The organism is Methylocystis rosea SV97 (genome assembly GCF_000372845.1).
Classification (GTDB): domain Bacteria; phylum Pseudomonadota; class Alphaproteobacteria; order Rhizobiales; family Beijerinckiaceae; genus Methylocystis; species Methylocystis rosea.
In genome coordinates this window covers 3,057,793-3,078,201 of record NZ_KB889963.1, presented here as the reverse complement: position 1 = coordinate 3,078,201, position 20,409 = coordinate 3,057,793, and the positions used below count along the sequence as shown (strand labels likewise).

Annotated in this window: 20 protein-coding genes and 1 other RNA gene; 9 read left to right on the top strand and 12 right to left on the bottom strand. The window is 63.6% G+C overall.

The window, feature by feature from the left end:
* Positions 1–137 precede the first annotated feature (137 nt).
* Positions 138–3,131, bottom strand: coding sequence for a DNA polymerase I (gene polA / locus A3OO_RS0116260; protein WP_018408905.1), 2,994 nt, complete (start codon positions 3,129–3,131; stop codon positions 138–140).
* A gap of 94 nt (positions 3,132–3,225) precedes the next feature.
* Here polA and aroC point away from each other — a divergent pair, with 94 nt between their 5' ends.
* Entirely contained in the window at positions 3,226–4,308 is a 1,083-nt protein-coding gene (gene aroC / locus A3OO_RS0116255) for a chorismate synthase (protein ID WP_018408904.1), read from the top strand.
* Between the two features lie 229 nt (positions 4,309–4,537).
* Here aroC and A3OO_RS23670 read toward each other — a convergent pair whose 3' ends face one another.
* Positions 4,538–4,924 carry a hypothetical protein gene (locus A3OO_RS23670; protein ID WP_198008828.1) on the bottom strand — a complete coding sequence of 129 codons (387 nt, stop codon included), beginning with the start codon at positions 4,922–4,924 and terminating at the stop codon, positions 4,538–4,540.
* A gap of 228 nt (positions 4,925–5,152) precedes the next feature.
* Between A3OO_RS23670 and A3OO_RS0116245 the strand changes: the two genes are divergently transcribed.
* Positions 5,153–5,926, top strand: a complete 774-nt coding sequence (locus A3OO_RS0116245; RefSeq protein WP_026223065.1) for a methane monooxygenase/ammonia monooxygenase subunit C — start codon at positions 5,153–5,155, stop codon at positions 5,924–5,926.
* 123 nt (positions 5,927–6,049) lie between these two features.
* Here the strand turns inward: A3OO_RS0116245 and A3OO_RS0116240 are convergent, their stop codons facing one another.
* Together A3OO_RS0116240 and hemW are read right to left on the bottom strand one after the other, a co-directional pair.
* Complete coding sequence (locus tag A3OO_RS0116240; protein WP_245257177.1) at positions 6,050–6,553, bottom strand: GNAT family N-acetyltransferase; 504 nt, start codon at positions 6,551–6,553, stop codon at positions 6,050–6,052.
* A gap of 36 nt (positions 6,554–6,589) precedes the next feature.
* Positions 6,590–7,759, bottom strand: coding sequence for a radical SAM family heme chaperone HemW (hemW, locus tag A3OO_RS0116235; RefSeq protein WP_018408899.1), 1,170 nt, complete (start codon positions 7,757–7,759; stop codon positions 6,590–6,592).
* 65 nt (positions 7,760–7,824) lie between these two features.
* Here hemW and A3OO_RS0116230 point away from each other — a divergent pair, with 65 nt between their 5' ends.
* Both A3OO_RS0116230 and A3OO_RS0116225 read left to right on the top strand, forming a co-directional pair.
* Positions 7,825–8,313 carry a hypothetical protein gene (locus A3OO_RS0116230; RefSeq protein ID WP_018408898.1) on the top strand — a complete coding sequence of 163 codons (489 nt, stop codon included), beginning with the start codon at positions 7,825–7,827 and terminating at the stop codon, positions 8,311–8,313.
* 55 nt (positions 8,314–8,368) lie between these two features.
* On the top strand, positions 8,369–8,980 hold the full coding sequence (locus A3OO_RS0116225) for a hypothetical protein (protein WP_018408897.1): 612 nt from the start codon (positions 8,369–8,371) through the stop codon (positions 8,978–8,980).
* A 9-nt stretch (positions 8,981–8,989) separates the two neighbouring features.
* Here A3OO_RS0116225 and ada read toward each other — a convergent pair whose 3' ends face one another.
* Positions 8,990–10,060 carry a bifunctional DNA-binding transcriptional regulator/O6-methylguanine-DNA methyltransferase Ada gene (ada, locus tag A3OO_RS0116220; protein ID WP_156824938.1) on the bottom strand — a complete coding sequence of 357 codons (1,071 nt, stop codon included), beginning with the start codon at positions 10,058–10,060 and terminating at the stop codon, positions 8,990–8,992.
* Positions 10,061–10,189: 129 nt separating this feature from the next.
* On the opposite strand from ada, the gene A3OO_RS0116215 reads away from it, so the two are divergent.
* Complete coding sequence (locus A3OO_RS0116215) at positions 10,190–11,212, top strand: histone deacetylase family protein (protein ID WP_018408895.1); 1,023 nt, start codon at positions 10,190–10,192, stop codon at positions 11,210–11,212.
* Positions 11,213–11,346: 134 nt separating this feature from the next.
* On the opposite strand, the gene hisG is transcribed toward A3OO_RS0116215, so the two are convergent.
* Both hisG and A3OO_RS0116205 read right to left on the bottom strand, forming a co-directional pair.
* Positions 11,347–12,318: an ATP phosphoribosyltransferase gene (hisG, locus tag A3OO_RS0116210; RefSeq protein WP_018408894.1), complete on the bottom strand. Its 972-nt coding sequence runs from the start codon at positions 12,316–12,318 to the stop codon at positions 11,347–11,349.
* On the bottom strand, positions 12,318–13,469 hold the full coding sequence (locus tag A3OO_RS0116205) for an ATP phosphoribosyltransferase regulatory subunit (RefSeq protein WP_018408893.1): 1,152 nt from the start codon (positions 13,467–13,469) through the stop codon (positions 12,318–12,320). The genes hisG and A3OO_RS0116205 overlap by 1 nt, the downstream gene beginning before the upstream one ends.
* Positions 13,470–13,608: 139 nt before the next feature.
* Here A3OO_RS0116205 and ffs point away from each other — a divergent pair.
* The 4 genes from ffs (at position 13,609) to recR (ending at position 16,733) form a co-directional block, all read left to right on the top strand.
* Positions 13,609–13,705: signal recognition particle sRNA small type (ffs, locus tag A3OO_RS23040), an RNA gene on the top strand.
* A gap of 74 nt (positions 13,706–13,779) precedes the next feature.
* On the top strand, positions 13,780–15,651 hold the full coding sequence (locus A3OO_RS0116200) for a DNA polymerase III subunit gamma/tau (RefSeq protein WP_040573945.1): 1,872 nt from the start codon (positions 13,780–13,782) through the stop codon (positions 15,649–15,651).
* Positions 15,648–15,971, top strand: coding sequence for a YbaB/EbfC family nucleoid-associated protein (locus A3OO_RS0116195; RefSeq protein ID WP_026223063.1), 324 nt, complete (start codon positions 15,648–15,650; stop codon positions 15,969–15,971). The genes A3OO_RS0116200 and A3OO_RS0116195 overlap by 4 nt, the downstream gene beginning before the upstream one ends.
* A gap of 156 nt (positions 15,972–16,127) precedes the next feature.
* Positions 16,128–16,733, top strand: coding sequence for a recombination mediator RecR (gene recR, locus A3OO_RS0116190; protein WP_018408890.1), 606 nt, complete (start codon positions 16,128–16,130; stop codon positions 16,731–16,733).
* Positions 16,734–16,792: 59 nt separating this feature from the next.
* On the opposite strand, the gene A3OO_RS0116185 is transcribed toward recR, so the two are convergent.
* From A3OO_RS0116185 to A3OO_RS0116160, 5 genes are all read right to left on the bottom strand, one after another.
* A complete protein-coding gene (locus A3OO_RS0116185) occupies positions 16,793–17,446 on the bottom strand; it encodes a DsbA family protein (RefSeq protein WP_018408889.1) in 654 nt (217 codons plus the stop codon).
* 99 nt (positions 17,447–17,545) lie between these two features.
* Positions 17,546–17,749 (bottom strand): hypothetical protein, encoded by a 204-nt coding sequence (locus tag A3OO_RS0116180; RefSeq protein ID WP_018408888.1) that lies wholly within the window; start codon positions 17,747–17,749, stop codon positions 17,546–17,548.
* 280 nt (positions 17,750–18,029) lie between these two features.
* Positions 18,030–18,647: a 30S ribosomal protein S4 gene (gene rpsD, locus A3OO_RS0116170; RefSeq protein ID WP_026223062.1), complete on the bottom strand. Its 618-nt coding sequence runs from the start codon at positions 18,645–18,647 to the stop codon at positions 18,030–18,032.
* A gap of 279 nt (positions 18,648–18,926) precedes the next feature.
* Positions 18,927–19,265, bottom strand: coding sequence for a hypothetical protein (locus tag A3OO_RS21805; protein ID WP_040573942.1), 339 nt, complete (start codon positions 19,263–19,265; stop codon positions 18,927–18,929).
* A gap of 114 nt (positions 19,266–19,379) precedes the next feature.
* Positions 19,380–20,315 carry a hypothetical protein gene (locus A3OO_RS0116160; protein ID WP_018408884.1) on the bottom strand — a complete coding sequence of 312 codons (936 nt, stop codon included), beginning with the start codon at positions 20,313–20,315 and terminating at the stop codon, positions 19,380–19,382.
* Positions 20,316–20,409 lie beyond the last annotated feature (94 nt).

The following is a 20,409-nucleotide window of genomic DNA, read 5'->3' as shown; positions in this document are numbered from 1 at the left end:
TCCCGACGCGCGCAACGCGCGCGATCGGGAAACCAGAGCGACGCCCAATATCCTTGTTGTGGCTCTAGATGCCCGGTCAGGCCTTCGGCCTGCCGGGAATGACACGGCCCGAGCGAACGGATCAGCCGGACACGCCGTCAGTGGGCTTCGTCCCAATTGACGGCGGCGCGCGCGTCGACTTTCAGCGGCACGGCGAGATGGACGGCGGGCGCGGGCGCCTGTTCCATGACGCGGCGGGCGAGTTCGATCGTCGCCTCGGCTTCATCGTTCGGCGCTTCGAACACAAGCTCGTCATGCACCTGCAGAAGCATCTGCGCCGAGAGACCGGCGCGAAAGAGCGCGTCATCCATCCGTATCATGGCGCGTCTGATGATGTCCGCGGCGGCGCCCTGGATCGGCGCGTTGATCGCCGCGCGCTCATAGAAGGCGCGGTCTGACGCATTGGCCGATGAGATGCCGGGGAAGTGGTAGATTCGGCCGAAAATCGTTGAGACTTCGCCCTTCTCGCGCACCGTCTTGCGCGTTGAATCCATGTAGTCGCGAATGCCGGGAAAGCGCTCGAAATAGCGCTTGATGTAGGCGCTCGCCTCTTCGCGCGGAATGCTCAGCTGATTGGCGAGGCCGAAGGCGGAAATGCCGTAGATGATGCCGAAGTTGATCGCCTTGGCGCGGCGGCGCGTTTCGGGCGGCATGTCCTTGATGGGCACATTGAACATTTCGCTCGCCGTCATCGCGTGAATGTCGAGATTTTCGGCGAAGGCGCGTCTGAGCTGAGGAATGTCTGCGATGTGGGCAAGCAGCCGCAACTCGATCTGCGAATAATCCGCAGAGATCAGCACATGGCCGGGCGCCGAGACAAAGGCCTTGCGGATTTTGCGGCCGGCCTCATTGCGTACGGGAATGTTCTGCAGATTGGGCTCGGATGAAGAGAGCCGCCCCGTCGTCGTGGCGGCGAGCGCATAGCTCGTGTGCACGCGACCGGTCTCGGCGTTGATATAGCCGGGCAGGGCGTCGGCGTAGGTGCTCTTGAGCTTGGAGAGCTGTCGCCAATCGAGAATGCGGCGCGAAAAATCATTGCCGGCGACGGCGAGGTCTTCGAGAACGCTTGCGGAAGTTGACCAGGCGCCGGTCGCCGTTTTCTTCGCGCCGGGCAACCCCATCTTGCCGAAAAGTATGTCGCCCAACTGCTTGGGTGAGCCAAGGTTGAAACTCTCGCCGGCAAGTTCGAAGATCTCGGCCTCGAGACGCGCCATGTCCTGCGCAAATTCGCCGGAGAGTCGCGACAAGGTCGCGCGCTCGACCATGACGCCCCTTCGCTCCATGCGCGCGAGCGTCGCGACCATCGGCCGCTCCAAGGTCTCGTAGACCGCAGTCATGCGCTCGGCCAAGAGCCGCGGCTTCAGCACGCGCCAAAGGCGCAGGGAAATGTCCGCCTGTTCCGCGGCGTATTCCGTCGCCGCCGTGAGTGCCGCCCGGGCAAAGCCGAGAAAATTGCGGCCCGCGCCGGCGACGGAGGCGAAGGTGAGAGCGTCATGGCCGCAATAATTGCGCGCCAGCTCTTCGAGACGATGATCGCCACGCCCCGAGTCCAGCGTGTAGGACATGAGCATGGCGTCGTCGATCGGCGCGACGTCGATTCCGTAGCGCGAAAGAACCAGCAGATCGTGCTTCATATTATGCGCGATCTTGAGGATCGCGGCGTCCTCAAACAACGGCTTTAATCGTGCGAGGGCCACGTCGAGCGGGATCTGCCCCTCGACCAAATCGGCGCCGGAAAAAAGGTCAGCCGCGTCGCCGGATCGATGCTGTAGCGGGATATAGCAGGCGCGTCCCGGCGCCGTCGCCAGCGAGACGCCGATGAGTTCGCAACGCATCGGATCCGGCAAGGTCGTTTCGACATTGATTGCGACCAGTCCTGCGCCAGCGGCTTCGGTGATCCAATCATCCAGACGCTCCGCCGAGAGCACCGTCTCATAGCTGGAGCGATCGATCTTGACCGACTTCGCTTCGGCGAGACGTGCGGCGACGAGGTTCGCGGGCGTGAGCGCGTCGCTCGTCGGCTTCTCGGCGCGGTTCGGCGCTTCAGAAGCGGGCGGCGCGACCTCGGACAATTCGCCGTTGCGCCCGCGCCAGCCGGCGGCGCCGAAAAAACCGGGATCGGGCTCGATATCCTGCGCATGGACCCCATACATCTCGGCGACGCGGCGGGTGATCGTCGTGAACTCCATCGCCTGCAGAAAAGCGATGAGCTTCGTCGCATCAGGTTGATGAAGGCCAAGGTCTTCGAGCGGAGTGTCCAGAGGGACGTCGCGCACGAGTTCGCAGAGCTTCTGCGAAAGAAGGATGCGCGCAACCGCATCCGGCTCGGTCAGCGCCTCGCGGCGCTTCGGCTGCTTGATGCCCGATGCTTGTGCGAGCAGCGTTTCGAGATCGCCATATTCGTTGATGAGCTGAGCGGCGGTCTTGACGCCGATGCCTTTGGCGCCCGGCACATTGTCAGTCGAATCGCCCGCGAGCGCCTGCACGTCGACGACCTTGTCCGGCGGAACGCCGAAATAGTCGACGACTTCGGCTTCGCCGATGAGGCGTTCTTCGCGCGCGCCTTTCGTTCCAGCCGTCCCCGAGGCGGGGTCGTACATTCTGACGCCGGGACCGACGAGCTGCATCAGATCCTTGTCGGCCGAGACGATCAGCACGTCCGCGCCCTTGGCCTGCGCCTGCGTCGCATAGGTGGCGATGAGATCGTCGGCCTCGTAGACGTCCTGTTCGATCGGGGTGAGGCCGAAAGCGCGCACGACGGCGCGCATCAGCGGGAATTGCGGAATCAGATCGTCCGGCGGCTCGGTGCGGTGCGCCTTGTAGTCGGGATAAAGGTCTTTTCGGAAGGAGTGCTCGCTCTTGTCGAAGATGATGGCGAGATGCGTCGGCATCACGCCGGCCGCGCCTTCGCGCACGAACTGCAACAGCTTCGTGCAGAACAGCCGCACGGCGCCGGTCGGCAGCCGGTCGGAGCGATAGTTATATTTCGCATCCTGTCGGATCGACTGGAAATAGGCGCGAAAGACGAAGGAGGAGCCGTCAACGAGGAAGATGTGGCTCCCGGGGCCGACGGGCTTATGTGTGAGGGTCATGCGCCTATCTTAGCGGCGCGCGCGCGCCGCGTCATGACGCGGACGCCTCAAACCGCCCGTTTGACCCTCGCCGGCGCCAAGCATAGAAGATCGCATGTCCCACAACAGTTTCGGCCATCTTTTCCGCGTCACCACCTTCGGCGAGAGCCACGGGCCGGCGCTCGGCGCGATCGTTGACGGCTGTCCGCCGAAAATTCCGCTCGAAGCGCAGGAGATCCAGGGCTTTCTGGACAAGCGCAAGCCGGGACAGTCGCGCTTCACCACGCAGCGGCGCGAAGCGGATGAGGTGAAAATTCTTTCCGGCGTTTTTGCCGACTGTGACGGCCGACAGGTGACGACCGGCGCGCCGGTCGCGCTCGTGATCGAAAATACCGACCAGCGCTCCAAGGACTATGGAGAGATCGCCGACAAATACCGGCCCGGCCATGCCGATTACGTCTACGATGCGAAATATGGCGTGCGGGACCATCGCGGCGGCGGGCGCTCCTCGGCGCGGGAAACCGCCGCGCGAGTCGCCGCCGGCGCTGTCGCGCGCAAGGTCATCGCCGGCGTGACGATTCGCGGCGCGCTGGTGCAGATTGGCCCGCATAAAATCGATCGCGCGAATTTCGATTGGGCGGAGGTGGAGCGCAATCCGCTGTTTTGTCCCGACGCGCGCGCGGCGGAACTATGGGCGGACTATCTCGACGACGTGCGCAAGGACGGCTCCTCCATCGGCGCGGTGATCGAGATTGTCGCGGAAGGCGTTCCGGTTGGTTGGGGCGCGCCGGTTTACGGCAAGCTCGACGCCGATCTCGCCGCTGCGATGATGTCGATCAATGCGGTGAAGGGCGTCGAGATCGGCGCCGGATTCGCCGCGGCCGAACTCACCGGCGAAGACAACGCCGACGAGATGCGCGCCGGACCAAACGGACCGGAGTTTTTGTCCAATAACGCTGGCGGCGTGCTCGGCGGCATTTCGACCGGTCAGCCAGTCGTCGTGCGCTTCGCGGTGAAGCCGACGTCGTCAATCCTGACGCCGCGCCGCACGATCGATCGCTTTGGCAAGGATACCGACATCGTCACCAAGGGCCGTCACGATCCCTGCGTCGGCATTCGCGCGGTTCCTGTCGGTGAAGCGATGATGGCCTGCGTGCTCGCCGATCATTTCCTGCGCCATCGCGGGCAGGTGGGGTGACGCGTGTTCGCGCGTCCGACTTGGCGAGTCGGCTTGGCGGAACATCTCAATCGCCCCTGGATGGCCGATCGAAGTTTGCGCCTCAGACGCAGCCGCTCACGCACAGTTACGGCAAAGCTGGACGTTGGAGACGGCCGCGCATGTGTTTGTCTGGCTTCAAGAATAGACGCGTCGCTTCGTCGCACAGCAGTTCTTCGTCACTTCGCTTGACCACGTTCAGGATTGAAACCTAAGTTCGATGCTTGGAACCCGAGAGGCGGCGGTGGATCCAATTTTCCAGCGGACACGTCAGCGCGCGCGCATTTTTGCGGGGCTCGTCGCCTTCCTTATGCTCGTGCAGACCACGAGCGCGGGCGCGGGCGCCGTTGCGCTGGGAGAAGGCGTCGCTTTCGGAACGATCTGTGCGCCGCAGGATGCGGTGAACGGCGAGCCGCCGCTTGTCCCGAATGAACGCCACCGCCATGGATTCTGTTGCGTTCTTCACAGTGGCGCGTTGGACGTTCCTCCTTCCAAGCCAGTTGTTTCGATCGCTCTGATTTTTCCCACCGAGGCTCATTCGCCTCGGCCGGACACTTCCAGTCAGGCGCCGCGCATCGAGCCACGGCGCGCGCCACAATCGCCACGAGCTCCTCCCCGACAGGGCTGACGTTTTTCTTGCGCTGAAATTCAACGCAGCCGCCATCCTTGCGATGGCGATGCCCGCGAGAGCGCGTTCGCGAAATCTTTCAAACGGATCCTGCCGCCACGGCTGCGAGAGCAGACGCGGCGACCGCCGAGCGCGCGCGCATCAAAACCATTCGAAGGGGCTTCATGCCCCGCATAACCAGTCTTTCGGAGATGACTTATGAGCATGACAAAAACAGAGGCCCGTTCCGCCGCCCGAAGCGCTGAACGAATTATCGACACCAGGCCCGTTCTTATCGGCGTTCCGGCCTTGATGTTGTTCGTGGCTATCCTGCGCCTCTACGAACAACTTTTCGCCTGGAGATTTGGTCTCGATTCCTTCTCCCCCGAGTTTCAGCTCTATTGGATGGGCCTGTTGCAGTTTGCGATTATGGCCTCGAGCTTTGCCGCGATCGGCCTTGTCGGCTTTCTGTGGCGCACGCGCGATCGCGATCTGGCGAAGTTAGGAGCCGCAGCCGAAATGCGACGGCTTGTTTATCTCGTCCAGTGGCTGCTCGTTTTCTCGCTCGCCCTGTTTTGGGGCTTAAGCTTCTTTTCGGAGCAGACGGCTGTCTGGCATATGACCGCCGTGCGCGACACGGATTTCACGCCGAGCAATATCATCACCTTCTATATTGCGTATCCGCTCTTTGCGATCATCGGCCTCGGCGCGTTCTTCTATGCGAAAACGCGTCTGCCGACTTTCGCGAAGGGATATTCTCTCGCCTTCGTGGTTCTTGTCGTTGGCGTCTTCATGACGATCCCGAATGTGGGATTCAATGAATGGGGTCACACATTCTGGGCGATGGACGAAGGCTTTGCAGGTCCGCTGCACTGGGGCTTCGTCTTTTTCGGCTGGATGTCGCTGGCGACTTTCGGCGTCGTGCTGCTGATCCTTGGCCGTCTTCGCGAACTCCTCGGCGCGGATGCGCTAGAGCAGCTCTATCGACGTTAAGTTCGCCCGGCGCTTCAGCCGCATAATTACGACGCCGGCGCCGCTCGTTGAAGCGGCGCCGGCTGCATTTTCAGGTTCGGCGTATGTGCGGAGGCCGACGCGTCCGTGCGGCGGACATCTTGCTCACGGCAATGCGTGCTGCATCAGAACGGCCGGGAATGAGACCTCCGAGTCGAGAGGGATATCCGCCCCCGCTACAGTTCTGAAGCCTAACGCCTTGTAAAAATTTTCGGCGGCGAACGTTGAGCAACAATGAAGTTCGCTTACGTCTCGAGCCTTGGCGTCCATGCGGCACCGATTCATAATCGAACGCCCGACGCCCAAGCGAGTCCAGTCGGGATGGGTGGCGAAATGGCGGATATGCGCTTCCCCTCGGACGATCTTTGCAGTGCCAGGATGCTCGAGCGACCAGCCGCCGCACGCGATGAGTTCGTCGTGGCTGCTCTGCGCGACGTAAAAGGCGCCAGAGGCGAGGAGTGTCGGATTGGCCTTTGTCATGAAAGGCAAGGCTCGCTCGAGCAGCGCCTTTTCGTAATGCGACGCCAACAGAGTTGAGTAGCTCGCCGCCAGAAGGGCGCTCACCGCTTCCGCGTCAGAGGGAGCGGAGAGCCTTACGATGTAGGTCACTGTCGCGGCCATTGCGCCAAGAGCGGCGGAGCGCCGCTACGCCGCGAGGTCGGCGACGACAGCATCGAGCACCGGGAATCCTTCCGAGCTGACGCGCAGCCTGTTGTCGCGGGTGAATTCGACCAGCCCGTCGCCGATAAGTTCGCTGATGCGCGACTGCGACAGGCGTTTGCCGGTCAGCAGAAAATAGCGCTGCGGATCGACGCCTTCGCGCAGCCGCAGCCCCATCAGCAGGAATTCGTCGCCTTCCTGCTCGGACGAGAGCAATTCGTCCTCGATGATGCCGTGGCCTTCGGTCTCGACGCAGGTCAGCCACATCTCGGGATGCCGCTCGGTAGACTGGGCGCGGCGTCCGCGCGGCGTGACCACCCGCCCATGCGCGCCGGGACCGACGCCGACATATTCGCCGTAGCGCCAATACACCAGATTGTGCCGACACTCGGCGCCGGGCCGCGCATGATTGGAGACTTCGTAAGCCGGCAGGCCGGCGCGAGCGGTGACTTCCTGCGTGACGTCCCAGAGCGCGCGCTGCGTTTCGACGTCGGGCAACGCCATCTTGCCGGTGTTGACCATGCGCTCGAACATCGTGTCCGGCTCGATCGTCAGCTGATAGAGCGAAACATGCTCGGGCGAACGGGTGAGCGCCAGCTCCAACTCTTTTCGCCAGGCGGCGGGGGTCTGGCCGGAACGGCCGTAGATCAGATCGAAGGACGTGCGCTCGAAGACCGAATTGGCGACGTCCAGCGCCATCAGGGCTTCCGCGACCGAGTGCTGCCGCCCGAGGGCGCGCAGGTCGATGTCGTTCAGAGCCTGCACGCCGAGCGAGACGCGGTTGACGCCTGCGGCTTTGAAGCCCTTGAAGCGCGAGGCCTCGACGCTCGTCGGATTGGCTTCGAGCGTGATTTCGCAGTCCTTGGCGAGGGGCCAGTGGCTCGAAATCTGGGAGAGAATGGCTTGAGCGGTCGAAGGCGCCATCAATGACGGCGTGCCGCCGCCAAAGAAGACCGACCGGACTTCGCGCCCGGGCGTCAGGGCGGCGCGATGCACAAGCTCCGCGCTGAAGGCCTCGACGAAGCGGTCCTCGTCGACGTCGCCGCGCCTCACGTGGCTGTTGAAGTCGCAATAGGGGCATTTCGACAGGCAAAACGGCCAATGGACATAAACGCCAAAGCCTGGGTCGAAAGCGTTGCGAATCGGTGTCGCCATGGTCCTTTATCGCACGGAATGGCGGGAAGGGCACGGCGATCTGGCCCCCGCTTTTAGGAGGCTACATGGCGTTTTGGGAGGTCTTGCGGTTCTGGCGGAGGACGTCGGCGGCTCAACAGCCGGACCCAGCGATGCTGGTGATCGGCGAGGCGATCTCCCGCAATCTCGCGGCCCTCGGCCTCTTCGTCGATTCGCGGCCATACGGCCGTAGCTTCTTTGAAATCAAAGCTTCGACCTCCTCGAAATTGATCACGACGCCGGACGGGACGGAGGCGTCCGGGATCGCGCTCCTGCTCGCCGGCGCGTATGAGCCGCCGTCACTGGTTTTCGAACAGATCAACTCTTTGCAGCGTGGCTTGGGGCGGGCGATGGTGGAGGCGGTCATCGCCGGGGTAAAGGAGCGTCCCGGCGCGTTCCGGCGGCTCAGGGTCAACGATCTCTCGCCGCGCTTGCAGGACGGCCGACGATGGTGGGAGCATGTCGCCGCGGCGCATCCCGAATTCGATTGGGTGATCACGCATGAGGAGCCGTTCGGAAGTGCGCCGGGGACGTGAGCGGCGGGGTTTTGACGCGCTGTCTTTTCTCCGCTCAAGGCTTGCCGCACGGCGCATGCCGCTCGCCGACCCGGCGCCCGCGCAGACCGTGAGCGAGATCGAAAACGCGCCCGATTTCTTAAGGAAGCGGCAAACGCTCGCGGCGCTCGTGGCGGAGTTCGGCTACGACGTCAGCAAAGTGACCCTCAATCCACAGCAAAAGACGTTCAACTATCTCGGCCAAAGCTTCACTTCGGAGGGACAGTCCTTTCCCGACGGCCGCATCGAAATCTTTTACGATCCGCAGATGAGCGACGCCCGGCTCGGATGCTGTCTCGCGCATGAGCTGCAGCATGTGCGTTATTTCGTTGTGCGCGACGCCTATCGCGCGGAGGCGGCGGGCGGCCCTCTCCATCGACGCTTCGCCAAATATGCGCCGGAACTGCTCGCCGCGCAGCGCGGCGTCTCCAACTATTCAAACGAACATTGGGACGCCTGGAAAGGCGATGCGTCGCCGAAGCTTTTCTCCTTTGAGCTGGAGGAGGGGGAAAGCGAGCCAATTAATGAGACGATCGCGGAGGTCGCCAAGGCGCTCTACAATTGGGGGCCGGACGTGCGCATCAATGCGTTGTGGAAAGAGCTGCACGACGCGATCAATGAAGAACATGCGGCGCTTCGATGCGCATAGAGCGCCCGTTCACGGCTTGCGTTCACGTTCGAGCAGCTCGCGTTTGCGCTCCACGCCCCAATAGTAGCCGGAAAGTGCGCCGTCGCTGCGCACGACGCGATGGCAGGGAACCGCGAGCGACACCGGATTGGCCGCGCAGGCGCCCGCGACGGCGCGCGTCGCCTTTGGCGCGCCGATGCGTTTCGCGATCTCGGCGTAGCTTGCCGTCTCTCCCGCGGGAATGTTGCGCAACGCGGCCCAGACGCGCTGCTGAAAGGCCGTGCCGCGCATGTCTAGCGGCAGATCGAAATTTGATTGCGGCCGCTCCACCATGCCCACCGCCGCGGCGACATAGCGTTCGAATGACTCATCGCCGCCGAGGAGGCTCGCGCGCGGAAATCGACGCTGCAGATCGCGCAGCAGCTCTTCAGCGTCGTCGCCCAGCGAAATGGCGCAGACGCCCTTCACGCTCGCCGCGACGAGGACCGCGCCCAGAGACGACTGGCCGATCGCGAAGCGGATCGTTTCGCGCGGCGCCCCGGCGCGATAGGCGCTTGGCGTCATGCCCAACGATTCATCGGCCGTCGCATAGAGGCGCGCGCTCGAGTTATAGCCCGCGCCATAGATTGCATCGGTCACGGTGCGGCTTTCCTTCAGTTCCTTGTGCAGACGCGTGCGCCGGTGCGCCTGAGCATAGGCTTTGGGCGTAACGCCGGCTATGCGCGAAAACAGTCGGTGGAAATGATAGGGGCTAAGCCCGACTGTGCGCGCCAGCTGCGCAAGCGTCGGCGAAACTTCGTCTGTTTCGATCATCCGGCAGGCGCGGGCGATCTTCTCCGCGTCCCGCTCTTGCTGAGATGGCCCCTCCGGGCGGCAGCGACGGCACGGACGAAACCCCGCCGCCTCCGCTTCGGCGGCTGTGGCGCAAAAGCGCACATTGGCGCGCTTCGCCGGCCGCGACGGGCAGGAGGGGCGGCAATAGACGCCAGTCGTTTCGACGCAATAGTAGAAATCGCCGTCGCGGCGCGCATCGCGCGCGACAACCGCCGCCCAGCGCGTCTCGTCGAGGTCGAGCGAATTTGCCTGCGTCGTGTCGTTCATCTGCATGTCGCGCATCATCCATCTTTTACGACGACCGCCGCAATGCGTTTCTTGCTGTCAAATTCAAATCCGGCTGACACGTCCGTTGGGCGATTCTATGGTGTGTGTTTGAAGCCACGGACCGGGGAAATGGCCGGAGAACGTCACGCCGCCAATCTTACGCGCCGAGCGGCGATCGCCGGCGCTGGCGCATGCCTCGCATTCGGCGCGCGAGCCGCGACAGCCTCGACCCTGCTCGTCACGCACCCTGCGGGGTTGGCGCACGACATGGGGCGGGCGCATGTTGAGCGGCCGGAACGCCTTCGCGCCATTCTGCGCGCTCTTGACGACGCGCGCTTCGCAGGCCTCATGCGCACCGAGGCGCCTTTAGCGGCGCAGGAGGCGTTGTTACGCGCGCATAGTCCCGAACATCTGTCGCATCTTGCGAAGTTGGCGCCCGCAGACGGCTATGCGCGGATTGGTCCGGACGTCGCCATGAACGGCGCCACGCATGAAGCGGCATTGCGCGCGGCGGGCGGCGCGCTGGCGGCTGTCGATGCGGTGATGCGCGGCGACGCTAAGAACGCCTTCGTCGCCATGCGGCCGCCGGGCCATCATGCGACGCGCGACTTGCCGATGGGCTTTTGCTTTTTCAACAACGCCGCCGTAGCGGCCTTGCATGCACGCGCAGCGCATGGCGCCTCGCGTGTCGCCATCGTCGATTTTGACGTGCACCACGGCAATGGCGTGCAGGAGATTTTTTGGAGCGATCGAAACGCGCTTTACGCGTCGACGCATCAGATGCCGCTCTATCCCGGCACGGGCGCAGTCAGCGAAATCGGCGCGCATGACACGATCGTCAACGCGCCACTCGCAAGGGGCGACGGCGGCGCGCAATTCCGCGAGGCGCTGGCGTCTCGCATTCTGCCGCGTGTCGACGCCTTCTCGCCCGATCTGATTATTCTTTGCGCCGGCTTCGACGCCCATCTCCACGATCCGCTCGGTGGACTAAGATTCGTCGCAGAAGATTTCAGGGACGTCACGCTGCGCGTGATGGAGATCGCCGCGCGCCGCTGCAAGGGACGCATCGTCTCGCTGCTCGAAGGCGGCTATCAACCAGAAGATCTCGCGCGCAGCGCTGCGGCGCATGTCGGCGCATTGATGGAAGCGTGAGTTAATCTGGGGCTTGTCATTCTCGGCGGACCGTAGGTCCGACCGGGAATCCAGAACGACTTCCAAAATGCTTATTGCGACTCTGGATTCCCGATCGCTTCGCTTTAAGCGAAGCGTCGGGAATGACATTCGGATTACCCAAGCCGCGCCGCCAGCCTGCTCCACAAGGCGTTCTCCGCCTGAAAGATATAATCGAGCCGCGCGCTGGTGACGCTTTTGGCGCCTCGGGCGATCAGCCAATCGGCGAGCGCCGCGACCATTTTCGCCGGGCAGGAAAACGTCGCTGACTCGTCGTCCATGTTGCGCAATCCGGCGCCGAAGTTCGCTTCCGCTTCTCGCAGGATATGTTCGCTCGGCGTTGGCAGACTTGCGCGCACGTCGCGCGTCGTGCGCGCCTCTTCTTCCGCAGCGATGCGGGAGAGAATGACGCGCGCCGCTTCGCGCGCCGCACTGTTCCACGGCGCCGTTAGCGAGGCGACGAGATTGGCCTGCGAGCGTAGAATGACGCCGTCCTCGACGATCTTCAGCGCATTCGCCGCGAGTGTCGCGCCTGTCGTCGTGATGTCGACGATGAGATCGGCGGAGCCTGCGGCGGGCGCGCCTTCGGTGGCGCCGGAGCTTTCCACAATGCGGTAGTCCGATACGTCATGAGTGGCAAAGAAGCGCCGCGTCGTATTGATGTATTTCGTCGCGACGCGCAGTCCGCGGCCGTGGCGCGCGCGAAATCCATCGGCGACGTCGGCGAGATCGCTCATATAGCGCACGTCGATCCAGGCTTGCGGAACCGCGACGACGACATTGGCGGCGCCGAAGCCCAGCGGGGCGAGAAGCTCCACTTTTTTGTCGGCGTCGGCGATCTCCTCGCGCACCAAATCTTCGCCGGTGACGCCGAGATGGGCTTCGCCCAAGGCCAGCCGGCGCGTAATCTCGGAAGCGGAGAGATAGGCGACTTCCGCGCCTTCGACTCCGGCGACGGCCCCGCGATAGTCCCGCGCGCCGCGGCCTTGCGTCAGCTCCAGGCCGGCGCGCGCGAAGAAGGCGGCGGCGTTCTCCTGCAGCCGGCCTTTTGACGGGGAGGCGATGATGAGTTTTTGCGCGGGGGCCATCATGCTTCTCTCGCGCTCGGGGAAAGACGGTCGATCCAGATCGCGGCGCCGACAGCCGGTATGTCCGACGCCGCGCCGAGCGTTTTGAGCAGTCGGTCGTAGCGTCCGCCGCCGATCACCGGCGCGCCGTCGCTGGAGTGGCGGGCCTCGAAAACGAAGCCCGTGTAATAGTCGAGATGCCGCGCAAAGCTTGCCGAAAAGCGGATCTCGTGAACGGTGAGGCCGCGCGCGCTAATGGCCTCGGCGCGCGCGTCAAACGCATCCAGCGTGGCGGAGAGGTCAAGCTGCGCGTCGGCGGCTAGCCGGCGCATGGCTGCGGAAGCTGACTCGGGCGCGCCTTCGATGCTGAAAAAAGTCTCCGCCAGCGCGCGCGTCTCGTTGGTAACGCCTGCGCCTTCGGCGAGCGTCGCCTGATCGAGAAAGCGTTCGGCGATTTCAGCCGCGCTGCGGCCGCCGACGGCGGTGATGCCGGCGATGGACAGCAAGTCCTCGACGAGACGGCGCGCATCCGACGGGTCGACTTTGGTCAGCGCCGCCAACACGCCCGACTGTTCCGATCCGCCATTGCGTTCGGGCGACGCAAAAATATCCGATAGCCTTTGGCCGCGCGCGTGGCCGGCCGCGAGACGCCGGCGCCAGACCGGCGGCATCTCGAGCCGTTCGAGGAAGGCGGCGACGAGCCCGGCGTCGCCGATCAGAACCTTGAGCGCCGTCGCGCCGGCCGCCGCCGCGGCGTCGAGGGAAGCGGCGAGAATTTCGGCGTCCGCGGCTTCGCGGTCCTGGCGGCCGAAGCTCTCCAGCCCCGCCTGAAGAAATTCGCCGTCGCCGGTCGCGCCATGTTCAGGCGCGCGAAAGATCGAGCCGCCATAAGCATATGCCGCCGGATCGCCCGCCCGGGCGGAGGCGAGATAATCGAGGCAGACCGGAATCGTATATTCCGGCCGCAGGCAAAATTCCGCGCCGGAGCCATCGCTCGTCAGATAGAGTCTTCCGCGGAAATCCTCTCCTGAACGATCCAGAAAAACATGCGCCGGCTGCAGGAGACGCGGCTCGCAGCGCGCGAAACCCTCGCGCGCGAAATGCGCAAGGATGGCCGCAAGGCTCGTAGCTTCTCGTTCAGCTGAAGTGGCGGTGACGGCGTTCAAGCGCAAATCCCTCAAAATTTGCGCTCTCTTTAGCAAGTGCGCCGCGCCGGCGCACCCCTACTCCGGGCGAAAGGTGAACGCCCCAAAGCAAAGGCCGCGGTCCGGAGCCTTGCATCCCGCGCGCTCGTCTGCCAAATAAGGGGCCGGGAGGTTGGCGGTGGACGCTTCACTCGCCAACCGGGTCAGGTCCGGAAGGAAGCAGCCCTAACGAGCTTGGGCGGGTCTTCGTTCAGCCTCCCACCTTCTTCGGCGAGCAGCGAATGGCGTGGCGCAATATTGCGCTGTTCGTCGCTCGTCTGCCGCCGGATGGATGCAGATGGACCACGAGCACGATCCGCCGAGGCCATCGCTGGCGCCCGATGACGGACCTTCGCTGTTTGGCGCCGATCAGGCGCCGCCGTCGGCCTATCGCGTGCTGGCGCGCAAATATCGACCGACCACCTTCGTAGACCTGATCGGCCAAGAGCCGATGGTGCGCACGCTCGAAAACGCATTCGATCTCAACCGAATTCACCAGGCCTATTTGCTGACGGGCGTGCGCGGCGTCGGCAAGACGACGACCGCGCGCATTCTCGCGCGCGCGTTCAACTATGAACTGCCGGCGGGAGACGGGCGGCCCGCGATCAATCAGCCGACGATTCATATGGAGGCGCTCGGCGTCCACTGTCAGGCGATTATCGACTCGCGCCATGTCGACGTGCTCGAAATGGACGCCGCTTCGCACACGGGCATCGACGACATCCGAGAGATCATCGACAACGCCCGTTACCGCCCGGTCATGGCGCGGACCAAAGTCTACATCATCGACGAAGTGCACATGCTCTCGAAGGCCGCGTTTAACGGTCTCTTAAAGACCCTCGAAGAGCCGCCTGAACATGTGAAGTTCATCTTCGCGACGACCGAGATCGACAAGGTGCCGGTGACGGTGCGTTCGCGCTGCCAGCGCTTTGATCTGCGCCGCATCGACGCGGGGTTACTCGCCAATCATCTGTTTGGCGTCTGCAAGGCCGAGGGCGTCGCCATCGAGCCGGATGCGCTCGCCATGATCGCGCGCGCCGCGGAAGGCTCGGCCCGCGATGCGCTGTCCTTGCTCGATCAGGCGATCGCCTATGGCGCGGCGCATTCTGCGGGCGGCGCGATCGCCGCCGAGGATCTGCGGCTGATGCTCGGCGTCGCCGACAAGGCGCGAATCATCGATCTTTTCGAAGCGGCGATGTCGGGCGATATCGCCAAGGCGATCGCCATTCTCGAAGATCAGTATAATGGCGGCGCCGATCCGGCGCAGGTGCTGCTCGAACTCGCCGAATTCACGCATCTCGCGACGCGCCTGAAGCTTGCGCCGGAGACCGCCCATTCGGCGGCGCTGACGCCCGAAGAGAAACGCCGTGGCGAAGACGCGGCGGCGCGCCTTTCCGTTCCCACGCTCACGCGCGCCTGGCAGATCTTGATGAAAGGCGTCGATGAATTGCGCGGCTCGCAGCGACCGTTGGCGGCCGCCGACATGGTGCTGGTCAGGCTCGCTTACGCCGCCGACATGCCGTCGCCGGCGGAGGCGCTGCGGCGCCTTGGTTTTGGCGAGAGCGCGCCGAGCGCCGACTCCGGGGCGCCCTCGGCGCGAAGCGCAGGGCCCGCCGGAGCTGGCGCTGCGCCGCAAGCTTTCGGCGGCGGCCAAAGATTCGCGCTGGCGCCGCGCTCCGCCGCGCCTCAGCCCTCTGCGGCGCCGGCGCCAAGATCTGCGGCGCCGGAGCCAGGAATCACCATTGAGAGCTTCGATGCGCTTGTCGCGCTTGCCGCGCAGAAACGTGACATGCGCCTCAAGATCGGGCTCGAATCCGAAGTGCGGTTGGTGCGGTTTGAACAGGGGCGGATCGAGTTTGAACTCGCGCCGGGCGGCGCGCGTGAACTGGCGTCGACTCTGATGCAGAGGCTTCAAGCTTGGACCGGCGAGCGCTGGATGGTGTCGGTCGTGGCCTCGGGCGGCGCGCCGACGCTCAAGGAACAGCGCGATGCCGAAGAGCGCCAACGCCGCTCCTCGCTTGAGTCGGATCCGCTGGTTGCGAGCGTGCTTGCGCGTTTTCCCGGCGCGCAGATCGTCGCCGTGCGGGGCAGGGACGAGGGCGCAGCGTCCGCCGAAACGCTCTATGATGAGGCGTCGCCAATCGAGGAAGACGACGGAGAAGCGCAATGATGGACTTCATGGGCCTGATGAAACAGGCGCAGCAGATGCAGGCCAAGATGGCCGAAGCGCAGCTGGAGCTCGAACAGACCGTCGTCGAAGGCGAGGCGGGCGGCGGCATGGTGAGGGTCGCGCTCACCGCGAAAGGTGGGATGAAAAGCATCTCCATCGACCCGAGTCTGCTGACGCCCGACGAGAAGGAAATTCTTCAAGACCTGATTCTCACGGCCCACATGCAGGCGCGCGCCAAAGCCGAGGAGGCCATGTCTGAAAAAATGAAAGCGCTCACCGGCGGGCTGCCGTTGCCGCCGGGCTTCAAACTGCCGTTTTGATGCGTATTGCTGCAATTCCCGCGTCATGGCCGGCCTTGAGCCGGCCATCCACCTGATGACGCCGCCCAAAGCTTCCAATGATACGTAGCATTCTGACGTGGATGCCCGCGACAAGCGCGGGCATGACGCGAAACCACATGAGGCGTTGATCCGGCTATGGCGGAAAAGGTGGCCGGTCCCGAGATCGAAAAACTCGTGCAGCTCCTGGCCAAATTGCCGGGGCTCGGCCCGCGGTCGGCGCGGCGCGCGGCGCTGCATCTCATCCGCAAACGCGAAGAACTGCTGGCGCCGCTCGCCGAAGCGATGCGCGTCGCGCAGGAGCGCATCGTCGTTTGCTCGGTCTGCGGAAATATCGATACGAGCGATCCGTGTACGATCTGCCGCGACGCGCGCCGCGACGGGTCGATCCTGGTTGTCGTCGAGACGGTCGCCGACCTATGGGCGCTGGAGCGGGCAGGGCTGCTCAACGCGCGCTATCACGTGCTCGGCGGCGTGCTGTCGCCGCTTGACGGCGTTGGCCCGGACGATCTCGCCATCGCCAGCCTCGTCGCGCGTGTGCGCGGAGAGGAGACTCGCGAAGTCGTGCTTGCGGTCAACGCAACGGTCGACGGACAGACGACTGCGCATTACATCGCTGATGTGCTGTCGCCGTCCGGCGTGAAGGTGACGCGGCTCGCCCACGGCGTGCCGGTCGGGGGCGAACTCGACTATCTCGATGAGGGAACGCTAGCGGCGGCGCTGGAGCGGCGCACCGCGTTCTAGAGGACGTTTTTGAGAGCCGTCATGGCTGGCTTGACGCCGCCATCCAGCGCGGGAAGCGATTATTTCGCTGCGGTTTTCGATGTGATGATCTTTTCCCAGTCCTCAACGCCGATCTCGCCGGTGTATTTGTCGCCATTGACGAAGAAGGTCGGCGTCGAGTTGACGCCAAATTTCTCGGCGGCGCGATTACGCACCTTATTGACGTTCTCGTAAAGCGTCTGATCCTTTAGGACGGCCTCGAACTTCTCCTGGCCGATCCCAGCCTGTTTCAAGACATTGGCCAAGCCGTCGAGCGGCTTGTCGGAAAAGGCCCAATTCTTCTGCTGCGAGAACAGAAGATCGACCGTCGCGTCACGCTTGTCGCCGAGTTCGCGCGCCAGCATGAAAGCGGCCGTCGCGAGCGGATCGAGCGGGAACTCACGCAAAATGAATTTCGCCTTGCCCGTGTCGATATAGTTCTTCTTCAGCTCCGGATACACGTCGTGATGGAACGCCGCGCAGTGGCTACACGTCATCGAAGCATATTCGACGATCGTCACGGGAGCGTCCGCCGCGCCTTCCACCACGTCCGGCAGAGCGTTCGGCGCCATCAGCTCGTCAATTGCGACCTTGCCCGAAGCAGACTTTTCGGCGAGGGCGGGCATTGCGGCGAGGAGCGCGCCGGCGGCGCCGATAAGAAAACCACGGCGGGGCATAATAAAAGCGAAGGGCATGTTCGGTCCGTAACTGTTGCGACGCCAAAGACCATATCGTCTTCGACAATTGTGGCAAATCAAATCTGGCGAGGAGAATGGGGAGCCGCTAACCGGGCGCTACAGCCCGTGTTTCGGCCGAATGAACCAGTAAAGCACGCCGATAAAAGCGAGCACGACGCCGAACCAGAAAACGACGTCGCCGAGCATCAGGTCCCTCATGGTGTAGCTTAGAACGCTGACCAGCAAGCCGCCGATCGCTATCCAGAGGGGACGCTGACCGCGTTCCTTCTCCGCCGGCCGCTTCTTCGATAGCCCGGACACGTGCCTCTCCTTCTGCGTTCCCTTAGCGCGGCCGCCTTTCAGCTTGCTTGCAAGTGATGACGGCGCTTTGGTGCGAGAGCAGGTTCCGAAAAAGTTGACAGACTTTTTCGATGAGAACCTGCTCCAACATTTTGATTTTGAGCGATTCCTTATCGACCCCGTGGATCCATGTGATCGGGAAGCGCTCCAGACTTTCCGATTGCGGTCCCACAGTCAAGAATGGGCATAAAAAAACAGCCGCTCGACGCGGCTGTCTTCTTCACATTGCTGCGCGTCGAGGTTAGCGCGAATAGAACTCGATGACGAGGTTCGGCTCCATCTGCACTGGATAGGGCACCTCCGTCGCATGCGGCACCCGGACGAGCTTCGCGGTCATCTTGGAGTGGTCGACGTCGTAATATTCCGGCGCGTCACGCTCGGCGAGCTGAACCGCCTCGAGCACGGTCACGGCCTGTTTCGAGGCTTCCTTCACCTCGATCACGTCGCCGACCTTCACCTGATAAGATGGAATGTTGACGCGCTTGCCGTTGACGCGGATGTGGCCGTGATTGACGAACTGGCGCGCGGCGAAAACCGTCGGAACGAATTTCGCGCGATAGACGATGGCGTCAAGGCGCCGCTCCAAAAGGCCGATCAGATTATCGCCCGAGTCGCCCTTCAAGCGGATCGCTTCCGCATAATATTTGCGAAACTGCTTCTCGGAAATATTGCCGTAATAGCCCTTGAGCTTCTGCTTGGCTTTGAGCTGCGTGCCATAGTCGGAGAGCTTGCCCTTGCGCCGCTGTCCGTGCTGTCCGGGGCCATATTCGCGGCGGTTAACGGGGCTCTTCGGGCGGCCCCAGATGTTCTGGCCCAGGCGGCGGTCGAGCTTATATTTTGCTTCTGCGCGCTTCGTCACTTTGACTCTCGTCCTCTCATGGTCGCGTTGTGGCGTGCGAGAGGCGAAAGACGAAATGCGTCCGGAGCGTTGCGCTCGGACGTCGTCCAGATTCGCGTCTCTCGCCGCCCCCGGCCAGCGCCGGGGCTTCAAGAACGCGCCCTCCTCTGCCGTCAACCGGCCGACAGGCGTTTGCAGCAAACGCCACGGGTGCTCGCCTGGCGCGAACGGGCCGCGTCAGGCTCGTGGGGAGCTAAAGGAAAGCGCTCCCTAAGTCAAGATTTCTGGAGAAAAGCCGACTTACGGCCACCAGAACGGAAAACCCTCATCATAAGGCACGATCATGCTCGCGTTGTAGGGCGGCCGCTGCGGAAGCGTCTCCTGCATATACCAGCTGCGCTGGTTGCGCTCGATGGGATCATGATTGAGGTAGGTCTGCTGGACCATGTAGCGGTTGGTGCTGCCGACCGGCACCTGGGTGCCGGGATCGAGCCAGCTGCGGCGCTGGATGTCGATCGGACCGCGGCCGCAACAAACATCGCTCGAGGCTACGCGATAGCGGGACTTGGCGAGCGCATCGCCCGCCGCGAACAACACCAGACAGGCGAGCCCCGCCGACAGCACTTTATTCCTGCGCATCACGATCCCCTTTCGGACTGAACGCTGTATCTCATAATAGCGGATCGTTTCGCAAAAGCGAATTAAAGCGAGATTTCCCGCCAGCAATCCGCCGTCAGGGTGAATGCGGAACGCCTAGCGCGTGATCTGTGCGCCTTGGCGCGATGTCCGCGCATGCGCGCGGCGTGCGCCCTGCGCCGGACGCGCGGCGTTCTTTTGCGCTGGGATGGTCGCGGTCAGGTCATCGCGCGAGATATTGCCGCAGCCAATGGCGCGCGTCGACGCCGCTTGCGCGAAGAAATCGTTCAGCGCCGGATTATCCGGACTCGCCGTGTAGTTGATGCGGTCCAACATGCAGCCGAGCGCGACCCGGTCGATCGGTTTCGCCGATTCGCCGCATGCCAGTCCGGCGATTTCGAGAGCGAGCTTGCCATCGATGAAACGCGCCGCGAGGCAGCTGCGCTCGCTCGCGGCGACGCCCTCGGATGCGGTTTGCGAGAGCCGTATTTCGGCCGTCTCAAACGCCCCGAATTTGGTGATGAGCGCGCTCGGCTGGCCGATCTTCGCGACGTTAAGGCCGGCCTGGGCGGCGTGTCGGGTCATGTCGAGGAAGAAATCGGACGTCTTTTCCTTGTCGACGATATCCTGATGAATATCGACGCGCATGAAGGGCGCGCCCATTGCGAATTGCCCGACGGCGATCGTGTCGATACGGCCGGAGCCGTTCTCGCTGTCGCGCACGGCGATCGTTTTTTTCTCCCGGTCGAATTCCGGCGCGGCGATGTCGAATGCGCTGAAGGGCTTCGCCATCAGCGCCGAGGCCTCGATGGCTTCGACGGAAACCTTGGTGGAAATCTTGCGCGAGGGCGCGACGGTGACGCGCGGTTGCTCGACGTTCGCCGCGACTTTCGGTTCTGGGATCTGAGCTCCGCGCGGAAGAAGGACGAGTGCGGCGAAGAGAATGATCGTTGGCCCGACGCCCATTCCGATGGCTGCCCGAACGCCCGCGGGGCGGGCGCGCAGCGGCTGCGCATAACGCCTGTAGTTGGGGTCGACTTCGGCAACGCTCATGGGACGCGACTCCGGCGGCCCGCGGCGGCCGCGGGCGGAAAACACGCCGACTTTGCCCAGTCGTTTCAGAAGTTAGCGTTAACGGCTCTGCGCG

Excerpts from the sequence above, each read along its gene's own strand:
- A3OO_RS0116200 (WP_040573945.1), top strand. The coding sequence starts at position 13,780 with ATGGACCACGAGCACGATCCGCCGAGGCCATCGCTGGCGCCCGATGAC.
- A3OO_RS0116225 (WP_018408897.1), top strand. The coding sequence starts at position 8,369 with ATGCCGCTCGCCGACCCGGCGCCCGCGCAGACCGTGAGCGAGATCGAA.
- A3OO_RS0116215 (WP_018408895.1), top strand. The coding sequence starts at position 10,190 with ATGGCCGGAGAACGTCACGCCGCCAATCTTACGCGCCGAGCGGCGATC.
- aroC (WP_018408904.1), top strand. The coding sequence starts at position 3,226 with ATGTCCCACAACAGTTTCGGCCATCTTTTCCGCGTCACCACCTTCGGC.
- hisG (WP_018408894.1), bottom strand. The coding sequence starts at position 12,318 with ATGGCCCCCGCGCAAAAACTCATCATCGCCTCCCCGTCAAAAGGCCGG.
- A3OO_RS0116230 (WP_018408898.1), top strand. The coding sequence starts at position 7,825 with ATGGCGTTTTGGGAGGTCTTGCGGTTCTGGCGGAGGACGTCGGCGGCT.
- hemW (WP_018408899.1), bottom strand. The coding sequence starts at position 7,759 with ATGGCGACACCGATTCGCAACGCTTTCGACCCAGGCTTTGGCGTTTAT.
- polA (WP_018408905.1), bottom strand. The coding sequence starts at position 3,131 with ATGACCCTCACACATAAGCCCGTCGGCCCCGGGAGCCACATCTTCCTC.
- A3OO_RS0116195 (WP_026223063.1), top strand. The coding sequence starts at position 15,648 with ATGATGGACTTCATGGGCCTGATGAAACAGGCGCAGCAGATGCAGGCC.
- ada (WP_156824938.1), bottom strand. The coding sequence starts at position 10,060 with ATGAACGACACGACGCAGGCAAATTCGCTCGACCTCGACGAGACGCGC.
- A3OO_RS21805 (WP_040573942.1), bottom strand. The coding sequence starts at position 19,265 with ATGCGCAGGAATAAAGTGCTGTCGGCGGGGCTCGCCTGTCTGGTGTTG.
- A3OO_RS0116245 (WP_026223065.1), top strand. The coding sequence starts at position 5,153 with ATGAGCATGACAAAAACAGAGGCCCGTTCCGCCGCCCGAAGCGCTGAA.
- A3OO_RS0116160 (WP_018408884.1), bottom strand. The coding sequence starts at position 20,315 with ATGAGCGTTGCCGAAGTCGACCCCAACTACAGGCGTTATGCGCAGCCG.
- A3OO_RS0116185 (WP_018408889.1), bottom strand. The coding sequence starts at position 17,446 with ATGCCCTTCGCTTTTATTATGCCCCGCCGTGGTTTTCTTATCGGCGCC.
- recR (WP_018408890.1), top strand. The coding sequence starts at position 16,128 with ATGGCGGAAAAGGTGGCCGGTCCCGAGATCGAAAAACTCGTGCAGCTC.